Raw genomic sequence first — 12,861 nt, forward strand, 5'->3', positions numbered from 1 at the left:
AAAACCCAATTCCGCATGAACAGTTAAGGTCGGGTTGTTTGCATCTGCCGATTTTCGGGCATCGCGTTAGGAATCCGGAAGAAGCCGGAATTTCAGACAATCTGAGTCATCGTTTACTAAGAAACGCGAAGTAATGGTGTCGCCCATTGCGGGAGCGGCGGGCCGCGCCCATCGTAGCCGGAAAGCCGGTCCGACCTTTGACAGACAGACGGGAATTTGCCGATGCACGCCTTTGATACCGAATTGCGCAATCGCATCATCAAGCTGGTGAAGGGCCTGCTCGAACAGAATTCGCTCGGTGCGGACATCACTGCGTCGGCCAAGCTCGTCGATGCCGGCCTGACCTCGATGGACATGGTCAATCTGATGCTCGGGGTCGAAGCCGAGTTCGACTTCACCATCCCGCAGTCCGAGATCACGCCGGAGAATTTCCAGTCGGTCGAGACGCTGGAGCGGATGGTCGCGACCCAGCTGCGGCTGGCGAACGCAGCTTAAGGCGGGCGCGCGCCTCCCACCATCCCCACCATCCCACCACCCCCGTTCCAAAACCCCCGCAAAACTGGCATAGCTTAACCATGTCGCACGTGGCGAACAGGGTGGAGCGGGCATGACGCAGGCGGTATTGGGCATCATCGGCGGCTCGGGCATCTATGACCTGCCGGGTCTCGAGGGTGCGCGCGAAGAGGTGATCGGGAGCCCCTGGGGCGAGCCGTCGGCGCCCGTGCGCCGCGGCACCATCGCCGGCCTGCCGATCGTGTTCCTGCCGCGGCACGACAAGGGTCACCGTCTGTCGCCCTCCGACATCAACTATCGCGCCAATATCGACGTGCTGAAGCGCGCCGGCGTCACCGACCTGATCTCGCTGTCGGCCTGCGGCTCCTTCAAGGAGGAACTCCCGCCCGGAACCTTCGTGCTCGTCGACCAGTTCGTCGACCGCACCCACAAGCGTGAGAGCTCGTTTTTCGGGCGGGGCTGCGTTGCGCATGTCTCGATGGCGCATCCGGTCTCGCCGCGACTGCGCATTCATCTCGCAGCCGCCGCCGAAGCCGAAGGCATCGCGATCGCACGCGGCGGCACTTACGTTTGCATGGAAGGTCCGCAATTCTCCACCTATGCGGAGAGCATGACCTACAAGACATCAGGCTATTCCGTGATCGGCATGACCAACATGCCCGAGGCGAAGCTCGCGCGCGAGGCGGAGATCTGCTACGCAACCGTCGCGATGGTGACGGATTTCGATTGCTGGCATCCCGACCACGATGCCGTCACCGTGCAGGACATCATTCGCGTGTTGACGTCGAACGCCGACAAGGCGAAGGCGCTGGTGTCGCGGCTGGCAAAGGATTTCCCGCGCGAGCACGAGCCGTGCCCGATCGGTTCGGACCGCGCGCTCGACAGCGCGCTGATCACCGCGCCCGAGGCGCGCGATCCCGAGCTTCTGAAGAAGCTCGACGCGGTGGCCGGGCGCATCCTGCGCGGTTGAGGCTCAAGGCGGATTACGAAAAGGCAGAATGCCATGAAGGTCGACGGCAAGCATTTCCGCAGCATCTGGCGTGAGCGTGACGGCTGGTCGGTCGGCGCCATCGACCAGCGGCGGTTGCCGCATGAATTCGTCGTCGCGAGGCTGACATCGTGCGAAGACGCAGCCCTCGCGATCCGCGACATGCTGGTACGCGGCGCGCCGCTGATCGGCGCGACCGCGGCCTATGGCATGGCGCTCGCGATGCGCGAGGACGCGACCGACGCCGGCCTGAAGCGGGCCTATGATACGCTCGTCGTGGCACGGCCGACGGCGATCAATCTGAAATGGGCGCTGGACGAGATGCGCATAGCGCTCGCGCCGGTTGATCCGCTGGAGCGGGCCGAGGCAGCCTACGCCCGCGCCGACGAGATCGTCGAGCAGGATGTCGAGATCAACCGCGGCATCGCCGGCAACGGTCTGAAGCTGATCGAGGCGATCGCGGCGAAGAAACCCGGCGAGACGGTCAACGTGCTGACCCATTGCAACGCCGGCTGGCTCGCCACCGTCGACTGGGGCACCGCGACGGCGCCGATCTATCTTGCGCATGAGCGCGGCATCAAGATCCATGTCTGGGTCGACGAGACGCGGCCGCGCAACCAGGGCGCCTCGCTCACCGCCTGGGAACTCGGCCATCACGGCGTGCCGCATACGGTGATCCCCGACAACACCGGCGGGCATCTGATGCAGCACGGCATGGTCGACCTCGCCATCGTCGGCACCGACCGCGTCGCCGCCAATGGCGACGTCTGCAACAAGATCGGCACGTATTTGAAGGCCCTCGCTGCGCACGACAACGGCGTGCCGTTCTACGTCGCGCTGCCGTCGCCGACGATCGATTTCGCCGTCGATGACGGTATTCGCGACATTCCGATCGAACAGCGCAGCGGCATTGAGGTCACCGACATGACCGGTCGCACCGCTGACGGGCGGCTGGAGACGGTGCGGATCGTGCCGGAGGGCTCGCCGGTCGCGAACTACGCCTTCGACGTCACGCCTGCGCGGCTGGTCACGGGGCTGATCACCGAGCGCGGCGTGCTGAAGCCGGATCGCGCCGCGCTCGCGGCAGCGTTTCCCGAGCGGATCGCGGCTGCAGCGGAGTAGGTTTCGGAGGGTGGGCAAAGGCGCGGAAGCGCCGTGCCCACGATCTGCTGGAGGTAGGCACGCTTTCGCTTTGCCCACCCTACGGCATTTGCGAACTATGTTAGCTTCAGCCCCGTCGCGGCCTCGAGCTCGGCGATCGCCTGCGCGCCGCTCGCTACCTTGATCGTGGTCATGCCCATCGCGCGCGCCGGCTTCAGGTTGACGCCGAGATCGTCGAGATAAACGCATTTGGCCGGATCGACCTTCAGCGTCTCCACCATCAACTTGTAGATGCGCGGGTCGGGCTTGCGCAGGCCGATCTTGGCGGATTCGATGACGTGGTCGAACAGCACCATGACTTCGGCGATGTAGAGCGAACGCCCGGTCAGGCTGCCGATCGCATTGGCCGGGAGGTTGTTGGTGATGCAGCCGGTCTTGAATTGTCCCTTGATGCGCTTCAGCGCCTCGACCATCTCGGGACGCAGATGGCCCTGCAGCAGCGGCAGCACGTCGCGGCCGAGCACCTCCGCGCCGAGTGCGAGCGATTCCGTGGCGAACAATTCGTCGAAGGCATCGATATCGATCTCGGCGCGCTCGAACCTGGCCCAGGCGTTCTCCAGATGGTTGGCCGCATTGGTGCGCCGGATGATGTCGGCCGGCAGGCCGCGCTCGGTCTCGAACCGCGTGAACGCCTCGAAGGGCGAGCTCGTCAGCACGCCGCCAAAATCAAAGATCACCGCCTCGATCGTCAAGATCCCACCCTCGTCAATTCCTTTCCAAGAGGGCTAGCATGCGCTATCGGCAAGGACCAGTCCGAAGCAATCTGCCGCCGCCAATAGCGAAGCGTGTTCCCATGAAGAAGCCTGCCATTCTCGTTGCCGCCGCGCTGCTCGCGACGCCCGCTCATGCCATCGTCGGCGGAGGCACGCCGCAGGCCGACGGCGTCGCGCGTGCGGTCGTCACCATCGTCGGCTCGCGCGGCAATTCCTGCACCGGCACCCTGATCGCGCCGACGATCGTATTGACCGGCGCGCACTGCGTGCCGCCGGGCGCGGACTACAAGATCGTTGATCGCAGCGGTGGCGCACCGCAATTGCTGAACGTGCGCACCGTCGCGATCCATCCCGGCTACAAAGCGCAGGTCCATCGCGCCGGTGCAGACGTGGCGCTGTTGCAATTGGAAATTCCACTCAAGGGAAAATCGGCGGTGCCGGTCGGCGCACCGAATATTCCAATCCGGGTCGGCAGCCGTTTCGTCATTGCCGGTACCGGTGTCACCGTGCGCGGTGACGGCAGGAGCGGCGGGACCACGCGCGTCGCGGGACTTGTCGTCACGGGCCAGCCCGGCACGCTTCAGATCCGCCTGGTCGATCCCGTAACCAACGGTGTTCGCGACGGAATTGGCGCTTGTACCGGCGATTCCGGCGGTCCCGTGTTCGAGGACAGGCCGAACGGTGCCGTGCTTGTCGGTGTCATCAGCTGGGCGACGGGACCGAACGCCGGCGATGGCTGCGGCGGATTGACCGGCGTCACGCCGCTCACGCTCTACCGCGACTGGATCTTGCAGACCGCGCGGAGCTGGGGTGCGGCGCTGTGATTTGACCGCGACTTGATCTATGTCATTTTGGAGCTGAAGCGCGGCGGACGATGATGCCGCGGAGGAAACGCGTCGTCCGTCAAGGGCGGCCACAAAACAACCAAGGCATAGAAGCAACAATGAATGTCGCCGTTCGCGGTCACACCGCTACCAAGCAAGCTTCCGAACATTTCGACGTGCTGATCGTCGGCGCCGGCATCTCCGGCATCGGCAGTGCCTATCACATCGAAAAGCAGCTGCCGGGCACGAGCTACGTCATCCTGGAGACCCAGACGACGTTCGGCGGCACCTGGAGCACGCATCGCTATCCCGGCATCCGCTCCGACAGCGACCTCCACACCTTCGGCTACAGCTTCAAGCCCTGGGTCGGCCCGCCCATCGCAACCGCCGAGGAAATCCTCTCCTACATGAAGGAGGTCATCGACGACAACGATATCGCCCGGCACATCCGCTACGGGCACAAGATCAATTCCGCGAGCTGGTCGAGCGAGCAGAATCTCTGGACCATCGAGGCGACGACGACCGATACTGGCGAAGCAAGGACCTTCACCGCTAACTTCCTCTGGATGTGCCAGGGCTATTACCGCCATTCGGAGGGCTACACGCCCGAATGGAAGGGCATGGATCGCTTCGAGGGAAGCATCGTTCATCCCCAGACCTGGCCCGATGATATCGACCTCACGAACAAGAAGGTCGTCGTGATCGGCTCGGGAGCGACGGCAGCGACGCTGGTGCCGAACATCGCGGACAAATGCGCGCATGTCACCATGCTGCAGCGCTCGCCGACCTATTTCCGGCTCGGCCGCAACGCCATCGAGATCGCGGAGGAGCTGCGCCGGCTCCAGGTCGACGAGGCCTGGATCCACGAGATCGTCCGGCGGAAGATCCTGTTCGAGCAGGATGCCTTTACGAAGCTCTGCGTGTCCAAGCCGGAGCAGGTGAAGAAGGAGCTGATCGGCCAGATCAGCGCCGTGCTCGGCCCGGATTACGACGTCGAAACGCATTTCACGCCAACCTACCGGCCGTGGCGGCAGCGCATTGCCTTCGTGCCGGATGCCGACCTGTTCAAGGGTATCGCGAGCGGCAAGGCGTCCGTCGTCACCGACGAGATCGAATGCTTCGTCGAGAACGGCATCCAGCTCAAATCGGGCAAGCTGCTGGAGGCCGACGTCATCGTCACTGCGACCGGCTTCAACCTTGCCGCGCTCGGCGACATCGCCTTCGAGATCGACGGCAAGCCGCTGGCCTTCGGCGACACCGTCACCTATCGCGGCATGATGTTCACGGGCGTTCCGAACATGGTCTGGGTGTTCGGCTACTTCCGCGCCAGCTGGACGCTGCGCGTCGATCTCGTCGCCGATTTCGTCTGCCGGCTGCTCGGCCACATGAAGGCCAAGGGTAAGAAGAAGGTCGAGGTCAGGCTGCGACCCGAAGACCACAACATGCCGATCCTGCCCTGGATCGATCCGGAAAACTTCAACCCCGGTTACATGATGCGCAACATGAACCTGCTGCCGAAGCGCGGCGACAAGCCGGAATGGCAGCACAGCCAGGATTACTGGACCGAGAAGGACGAGATCCCGAAGACGGATCTGGACGACAAGGCGTTCGTGTATGAGTGAGGGTGTGCGTGGGTGCAGGCTCGTGTGAGGGGCGGCGACACTTGTCACACACGCCGCTGTCGTCCCGGGGCGCGAAGCGAACCCGGAACCCATAATCACAGGCAGTAGTTTTGGAGCGAACTGGTCACTCCGAGTCTTCGCCAAACATCTCCCTGTGGCTATGGTCCCGGATCCGCGCTTCGCTTGTTCGGGACGACACTGGTTGTGGGATCGGCGGCGCGTCAACTCATACGCACTGCGCTAAGAGTTCCGTCGCGTCGCATTCGACGCAATCGCCGCCGCTGCCGTCCGGTTCTCCACGCCGAGCTTCGCGTAGATCTGCTCCAGATGCTTGTCGACCGTGCGGGGGCTGAGGCCCAAAATCTGGGCGATGTCGCGATTGGTCTTGCCTTTGCTGAGCCAGGCCAACACCTCGCCTTCCCTGGTGGTGAGGCCGAGCTCGCTGGTGAATTCCGGCGGCAGCGCAGTGCCGGATTCCCTGGAGAGCCGCAGCAGAAACTCGTTCGGCGCGGTCTCGCCCATGTAGAAGAGCCGAAGCTGCGGATTGCCCGGCAAAGGGATCGCCTGAGACTTCGAGCTGCCCTTGACCTTGGCCCGCTCCAGCCATTGCAGCAGCCCCGTCGACAGGACGAAGTCGTCGGCCTGCGCCCCCTGATGGTCAGACAGCAGTTTCTGCGCCTGCGGTGTCGCCCATAGCAAATGACCCTGGCAGTTGACCGCGAACAGGAAGCGACCGGAGACGTCGAGCGCGGCGCGCGCGCTCTGCGTCAGGCGGGCGTTGCCGAGATGGACGCGAATGCGCGCCAGCATCTCCTCGATCACGATCGGCTTTGTCACGTAGTCGACGCCGCCGGCCTCCAGCCCGCGTACGATGTGCTCGGTTTCGGCGAGACCCGTCATGAAGATGACCGGGACATTCGTAAGATCCGCGTCGCGCTTGAGCCGGCGGCAGGTCTCGAAGCCGTCGATGCCGGGCATCACGGCATCGAGCAACACGATGTCGGGCGTGATCTGGTCGACGATGCGCATCGCGGCCGCGCCGTCGAGTGCCACCATGACCGTCATGCCGGCGCCATCCAGCGCATCGGTGAGCAGCCGGAGCGTCTCCGGCGAATCATCGACAACGAGCGCGATGTCGCGCTTCTTCGCTTCAATGTTCATGCGCATGCAACGTCTTCAATGTGGCCATGTACAGGTCGAGATCGAAGCGATCGACCAGCGATCGCATTTGCGCGACGAAGTCGGCATGCTCCGGATGCTCACTGCCGATCTCGTCCAGCTTCAACTGGATGCCCTTGACGTAGCCGATCTGGCCGAGCCCGATCAGCGCTTCGATGTGCCGCGCCGGCGGCTTCGATCCGCTTTCGGGGCGCCAGAACGACACCGCGATATCGTCCGGGCCGTATTGCCATTCGATCCTGAGAAGCTGGCGGATCGTCTCCAGCAACCGCGGGATGTCGATCGGCTTCATCAAATAGCCGTCGTGGAAGGTCTGTGCCAGCGGCGTGCCGTGGGCCTCCAACGCGCTTGCCGACACCATCAGGATGCGCGCCTGATGGTGGCCGCTTGCGCGCAAGGCCTCGGCCACCGACCAGCCATCCATGGCGGGCATCGAAATGTCGAGCAGGAACAAATCGGGCCGGCAGTGCTGCGCCAGCGCAAGGCAGCCGGGACCGTCGGGGGCGCTGAGCAGGATGAAGCCGAGCGGCGTCAGCACCTCGCGCAGGAGGTCGCGATGCACGGGATCGTCGTCGGTGATGAGGATGGTCTTGCGCGCGCCCTGATAACCGGAGATCGGGGCCTCGACCGGCGCGATGCGCTGCGGGTTGGTGACCTCCGAGAGCAGGATCTTGACCTTGAAGGTCGAGCCGGTGCCGACCGTGCTCGTGACCTTGATATCGCCGCCCATCACGCCGGCGAGCAGGCGGCTGATGGTCAGGCCGAGCCCGGTGCCGGTCTGCGGCTGCGAGACGCCGAGGGCCCCGCGCTCAAAGGGTGCGAAGATGCGCTCGAGATCATCGCCCCGGATGCCGGGCCCGGTGTCGATCACCTCGAACTCGGCCACGGGGCTGCGATAGTGCACGACGAACTGCACGCTGCCGGTCTGGGTGAACTTGATGGCGTTGGACAGCAGATTGATCAGCACCTGCCGCAGCCGCTTCTCGTCCGCATAAACGACGACCGGCAGGTAGGACGGCCGCCGGAACACGAAGTCGATGCCCTTGGCCGCGGCCTGGAGGCGGAACATGCCGACGAGCTGGTCGAGGAATTCGCTGAGCCGCACCTCGTCGCGCGACAGGTACAGCCGCCCCGCCTCGATCTTGGAGATGTCCAGAATGCCGTCGATCAGGCCGGAGAGGTGGTCGGCGCTGCGGCGGACGACGCGGACCTGGTCGCGCGGCTTCGTGCTCAACGTCGTATCCTGCTCCAGCAGCTGGGCATAGCCGCTGATCGCATTCAGTGGCGAGCGCAGCTCGTGGCTGAGGCCCACCACATAGCGGCTCTTGGCGAGGTTGGCGGATTCGGCGACCTCCTTGGCGCGCTGCAGTTCGGCGTCGGTGCGCTTGTGGGCGTCGATCTCCTGGATCAGAAGCGCAGTCTGCCGCCGCGTCTCGGCTTCGGCCGCGCGGCGGCTCTGCTGGGCCAGCACGAACAGCCAGGCCACCACGCCGATGATGATGCTGAGCGAGAAGAACACCTTCCAGAGCACGTCGGAGACGAGCGCGTTCTCGCCATGCACGCTTGCCGACGTTTGCAGATAGATCAGGCCCAGCACCAGGGCGACGAGGCCGGCGGAGACCACGAACACGCCGACATAGTGGCCGAGTTGCGAGTTGATGCGCGCGTAGATCGGCTGCGGCATCAGCTTGCCCAGCGTCTCCGATACCTGCGCCTGAATCCGCGCATGCGGCTTGCAAAGATCGTGGCATCGCGCGTCCAGCGAACAGCACAGGGAGCAGATCGGCCCGGCGTAAGCGGGGCACGAGGCCATGTCCTCCGGCTCGAACGCGTGCTCGCAGATGCAGCACTGGATCGCCTCGAGATCCTGCCAGCTCCGCTTCGGCTTGCGCGCGATGTAGTATCTGCCGTCCGTGGCCCAGGCGATCAACGGCGCGGCAATGAAGGCAACCGCCAGCGCGATGAAGGCCGACAGCGCCTTCGCGGTAGGCCCGAACAGGCCGTAAAAGGCGCTGATCGAGACGATGGTCGCGATCGTCATTGCACCCACGCCGACCGGATTGACGTCGTAGAGATGCGCGCGCTTGAATTCGATCTGCTGTGGCCGCAATCCGAGCGGCTTGTTGACGACGAGATCGGCGACCAGTGCGCCGACCCAGGCGATCGCGACGTTGGAATAGAGCGCCAGAGTTTGCTCGAGTGCCTTGTAGACGCCGATCTCCATCAAAAGCAGCGCCACGATGACGTTGAAGACCAGCCAGACCACACGGCCGGGATGGCTGTGGGTGAGGCGCGAGAAGAAATTCGACCACGCGATCGAGCCGGCATAGGCGTTGGTGACGTTGATCTTCACCTGCGACAGGATCACGAAGGTGCCCGTCAACGCCAGTGCGAGGTCGGGCTGCGACAGCACGTAGCGAAACGCTTCGAGATACATATGCGCCGGCTCGGCAGCCTCCTCGGGCGGTACCCCGTGGCTGAGCGCGAAGAAGGCGAGGAACGAGCCTGCCAGCAGTTTCAGCGCGCCGAGCACGATCCAGCCTGGTCCAGCACTCATCAGCGCCAGCCACCAGGAGGCCCTGGACGCACGGCGGTCGCGCGGCAGGAATCGCAGGAAGTCGACCTGCTCGCCGATCTGCGCCACCAGCGAGAATACCACCGAGGCCGCAACACCGAACAGCAGCAGGTCGAAATGCCCGCTGAGGTCGCCGTGCTCACCGGCAAATTTGCGCCATTCCGTAAAGGAGTGCGGATTGTGCCAGGCGATTGCCGCGAACGGAATGATGTGCAGCACGATCCATAGCGGTTGTGTCCACAATTGGAAGCGGCTGATCAGCGTGATGCCGTAGGCCACCAGCGGGATGATCACGACGGCGCTGATGAGATAGCCGATCGGCCGCGGGATCCCGAAGCACATCTCGAGAGCCGACGCCAGGATCACGGCTTCGATCGCAAAGAAGATGAAGGTGAAGGACGCGTAGATCAGCGAAGTCACGGTCGAGCCGATGTAGCCGAAGCCGGCGCCCCGCGTCAGCAGGTCGATGTCGATGCCGCATTTGGCGGCATAATAGGCGATCGGCACGCCACAGCAGAAGATGATGAGGGAGACCACGAGGATGGCGGCGGTCGCGTTGGTGACGCCGTAGTTCAGGGTGATGGTGCCGCCGATCGCCTCCATCGCCAGGAACGAGATCGCGCCCAGCGCGGTGTTGGCAACCCGGGCGGCGGACCAGCGGCGCGCGCTCTTGGCGGTAAAGCGGAGCGCGTAGTCCTCCAGCGTCTGGTTGGCGACCCACTGGTTGTACTGGCGCCTGACGCGGTCTATTCGCTGCCGCCCTGCCACGCTCTACCCCACTCCCGATACGGACCCCGAGCCCTCGCAAATTCCGTACCAAAAGCCTACGTCGGCATTTTGCGGTGCAGTATACGCGATCTTGCGTATGCTTCCGCTGCCCAGATCCGAGCCATCCTCACGGCGCCAATCGCGTGTTCTCGAACAAAAAGTGGGGTGCTCATGTCGGACGAAGCAAATAAGGGCCTGTTGTCGCCGCTTCGGCGCAAACTATTGATGGGAATGGCCGCCGTGCCGGCCATCACGATGCTGCCGCGGGGGGCATTTGCCCAGGCCCCGGCGACCTCGGCGGTCAACACCACGGGCCTTGCCGTCACCGACACCGAAGTGACGGTCGGCATCCTGCACTCGGCGACCGGCACCATGGCCATCTCCGAAACCGGCTCGATCCAGGCCGAAAAGCTCGCGATCGAGCAGATCAACGCCGCCGGCGGCGTGCTCGGGCGCAAGATCAAGTTCATCCAGGAAGACGGCGCCAGCGATTGGCCGACTTTCGCGGAAAAGGCCAAGAAGCTCCTGGTCAACGACAAGGTCGCCGCGATCATGGGCTGCTGGACCTCGGCCTCGCGCAAGGCGGTGCTGCCGGTCGTCGAGCAATATAACGGCATGCTCTACTATCCGACCTTCTATGAAGGTCTCGAGCAATCCAAGAACGTCATCTACACTGGCCAGGAAGCGACCCAGCAGATCCTCGCCGGCCTGAACTGGATCGCCAAGGAGAAGAGCGCCAAATCGTTCTTCTTCATCGGCTCCGACTACATCTGGCCGCGCACCTCGAACAAGATCGCGCGCAAGCACGTCGAAAACGTGCTGAAGGGCAAGGTTGTCGGCGAGGAATATTATCCGCTCGGCAACACCCAGTTCAATTCTGTCATCAACAAGATCAAGCTGACCAAGCCCGACGTCATCTTCACCGACGTCGTCGGCGGCTCGAACGTCGCGTTCTACAAGCAGCTCAAGGCCGCGGGCATCGACCTCTCCAAGCAGGCGCTGCTGACCATCTCGGTGACCGAAGACGAAATCGACGGCATCGGCGGCGAGAACATCGCGGGCGCTTATGCCTGCATGAAGTACTTCCAGTCGCTCGACAATGCCAACAACAAGGCCTTCGTGTCCGCGTTCAAGAAGATGTGGGGCGAGAAGACCGTCATCGGAGACGTCACCCAGGCTGCCTATCTCGGCCCGTGGCTGTGGAAATTGACGGTCGAGAAGGCCGGCTCCTTCGACGTCGACAAGATCGCCGCGGCCTCGCCGGGCGTCGAGTTCAAGGGCGCGCCGGAAGGCTATGTGCGCATCCACGAGAACCATCACCTCTGGTCGAAGACCCGCGTGGGCCGCGCCAAGCTCGATGGCCAGTTCGAGCTGATCTACGAGACCGCCGATCTCGTCGAGCCGGATCCGTTCCCCAAGGGCTACCAGTAAGGCGCCTGCCAGTAAGGGACGCGGCGTCCGCCGCACCTTCCCTCACGACCAACCCGCTCCCTGGCGTGGATCGCAAGTCCATGCCGCAAGACCCCGCGTCGCGACTCTGCATCGCGACGCGGGACCCTTATCCCCGACGGAGGACATCGATGTTCGGCGACTATTCGCTTGGTGATCTCGGCTCCATCTTCGTCATGCAGGGCTTTGCCGGACTGATCCTGTTCTCGGTCTATGTCCTGATGGCCCTGGGGCTCGCCATCATCTTCGGCCAGATGGGCGTCATCAACATGGCCCATGGCGAGTTCATGATCCTCGGGGCCTACGTCACCTGGATGACCTCCAACCTGTTCCAGGCCTATTTGCCGAGCCTGTTCGCCGGCTACTTCTTCCTCGCGATGATCCTGGCCTTTCTCGCATCGGGCGCGCTGGGAATGCTGGTGGAATGGGCGCTGATCCGGCACCTCTACAAGCGCCCGCTCGATACGCTGCTCGCCACCTGGGGCCTCAGCCTGATGCTGCAGCAGGCCTATCGTTCCGTGTTCGGCGCGCGCGAGGTCGGCGTCGAGCTGCCGCAATGGATGCTCGGCTCGTTGCATGTGACGGACAGCATCGAGGTGCCGATCAACGGCGTCTTCGTGATGTGCCTCACCCTGCTCATCACCATCTCCGTCGCCTACGTCCTCTACATGTCGCGCTGGGGCCGCCAGGTGCGCGCCGTCGTGCAGAACCGCATCATGGCCGGCGCCGTCGGCATCAACACCGAGAAGGTCGATCGCCTCACCTTCGGACTCGGTTGCGGCATCGCGGGGGTCGCCGGCAGCGCCTTCACCATGATCGGTTCGACCGGACCGACGTCGGGACAGCTCTACATCGTCGATACCTTCCTGGTCGTCGTGTTCGGCGGCGCCGCCAGCCTGCTCGGCACCATCGCCTCCGCCTTCTCGATCTCGCAGACGCAATCGACGCTCGAATTCTTCATGTCGGGCTCGATGGCCAAGGTGCTCACGCTGCTCGCGGTGGTCGGCATCCTGATGCTGCGGCCGCAGGGTCTCTTCGCCCTCAAGGTTCGCAAATAACGGGAAGCAGG

At 64.0% G+C, this 12,861-nt stretch carries 10 protein-coding genes; 7 read left to right on the forward strand and 3 right to left on the reverse strand.

Annotated elements, in window-relative coordinates:
- The first annotated feature begins 222 nt into the window (after positions 1 to 222).
- The 3 genes from CO669_RS19640 (at position 223) to mtnA (ending at position 2,623) form a co-directional block, all read left to right on the forward strand.
- On the forward strand, positions 223 to 495 hold the full coding sequence (locus CO669_RS19640; RefSeq protein ID WP_097661585.1) for a phosphopantetheine-binding protein: 273 nt from the start codon (positions 223 to 225) through the stop codon (positions 493 to 495).
- Positions 496 to 607: 112 nt separating this feature from the next.
- Positions 608 to 1,483 (forward strand): S-methyl-5'-thioadenosine phosphorylase, encoded by an 876-nt coding sequence (locus CO669_RS19645; protein ID WP_097661586.1) that lies wholly within the window; start codon positions 608 to 610, stop codon positions 1,481 to 1,483.
- A gap of 33 nt (positions 1,484 to 1,516) precedes the next feature.
- The gene (gene mtnA, locus CO669_RS19650) at positions 1,517 to 2,623 is read left to right on the forward strand and encodes an S-methyl-5-thioribose-1-phosphate isomerase (protein ID WP_097661587.1); all 1,107 of its coding nucleotides are present in this window, start codon (positions 1,517 to 1,519) and stop codon (positions 2,621 to 2,623) included.
- Positions 2,624 to 2,718: 95 nt separating this feature from the next.
- Here mtnA and CO669_RS19655 read toward each other — a convergent pair whose 3' ends face one another.
- Entirely contained in the window at positions 2,719 to 3,354 is a 636-nt protein-coding gene (locus CO669_RS19655; RefSeq protein WP_198964114.1) for an HAD-IA family hydrolase, read from the reverse strand.
- A 101-nt stretch (positions 3,355 to 3,455) separates the two neighbouring features.
- Between CO669_RS19655 and CO669_RS19660 the strand changes: the two genes are divergently transcribed.
- Both CO669_RS19660 and CO669_RS19665 read left to right on the forward strand, forming a co-directional pair.
- A complete protein-coding gene (locus CO669_RS19660; protein WP_198964115.1) occupies positions 3,456 to 4,199 on the forward strand; it encodes a S1 family peptidase in 744 nt (247 codons plus the stop codon).
- A 119-nt stretch (positions 4,200 to 4,318) separates the two neighbouring features.
- A complete protein-coding gene (locus tag CO669_RS19665; RefSeq protein WP_198964116.1) occupies positions 4,319 to 5,821 on the forward strand; it encodes a flavin-containing monooxygenase in 1,503 nt (500 codons plus the stop codon).
- A gap of 240 nt (positions 5,822 to 6,061) precedes the next feature.
- Here CO669_RS19665 and CO669_RS19670 read toward each other — a convergent pair whose 3' ends face one another.
- Positions 6,062 to 6,988, reverse strand: a complete 927-nt coding sequence (locus CO669_RS19670) for a response regulator (protein ID WP_198964117.1) — start codon at positions 6,986 to 6,988, stop codon at positions 6,062 to 6,064.
- A complete protein-coding gene (locus CO669_RS19675; RefSeq protein WP_097661590.1) occupies positions 6,972 to 10,343 on the reverse strand; it encodes a hybrid sensor histidine kinase/response regulator in 3,372 nt (1,123 codons plus the stop codon). Before CO669_RS19675 ends, CO669_RS19670 begins: the two co-directional genes overlap by 17 nt.
- Before the next feature lie 171 nt (positions 10,344 to 10,514).
- Here CO669_RS19675 and urtA point away from each other — a divergent pair, with 171 nt between their 5' ends.
- Both urtA and urtB read left to right on the forward strand, forming a co-directional pair.
- Positions 10,515 to 11,774: an urea ABC transporter substrate-binding protein gene (gene urtA, locus CO669_RS19680; protein WP_097661591.1), complete on the forward strand. Its 1,260-nt coding sequence runs from the start codon at positions 10,515 to 10,517 to the stop codon at positions 11,772 to 11,774.
- A 149-nt stretch (positions 11,775 to 11,923) separates the two neighbouring features.
- Positions 11,924 to 12,850: an urea ABC transporter permease subunit UrtB gene (gene urtB / locus CO669_RS19685; protein ID WP_097661592.1), complete on the forward strand. Its 927-nt coding sequence runs from the start codon at positions 11,924 to 11,926 to the stop codon at positions 12,848 to 12,850.
- The last annotated feature ends 11 nt before the right edge of the window (positions 12,851 to 12,861 follow it).

Origin of the sequence: Bradyrhizobium sp. Y36, assembly GCF_002531575.1 — a bacterium.
GTDB lineage: Bacteria > Pseudomonadota > Alphaproteobacteria > Rhizobiales > Xanthobacteraceae > Bradyrhizobium.

Coding starts and splice junctions, on each gene's coding strand:
- CO669_RS19640 (WP_097661585.1), top strand. CDS start 223: ATGCACGCCTTTGATACCGAATTGCGCAATCGCATCATCAAGCTGGTG.
- CO669_RS19645 (WP_097661586.1), top strand. CDS start 608: ATGACGCAGGCGGTATTGGGCATCATCGGCGGCTCGGGCATCTATGAC.
- mtnA (WP_097661587.1), top strand. CDS start 1,517: ATGAAGGTCGACGGCAAGCATTTCCGCAGCATCTGGCGTGAGCGTGAC.
- CO669_RS19660 (WP_198964115.1), top strand. CDS start 3,456: ATGAAGAAGCCTGCCATTCTCGTTGCCGCCGCGCTGCTCGCGACGCCC.
- CO669_RS19665 (WP_198964116.1), top strand. CDS start 4,319: ATGAATGTCGCCGTTCGCGGTCACACCGCTACCAAGCAAGCTTCCGAA.
- CO669_RS19670 (WP_198964117.1), bottom strand. CDS start 6,988: ATGCGCATGAACATTGAAGCGAAGAAGCGCGACATCGCGCTCGTTGTC.
- urtA (WP_097661591.1), top strand. CDS start 10,515: ATGTCGGACGAAGCAAATAAGGGCCTGTTGTCGCCGCTTCGGCGCAAA.
- urtB (WP_097661592.1), top strand. CDS start 11,924: ATGTTCGGCGACTATTCGCTTGGTGATCTCGGCTCCATCTTCGTCATG.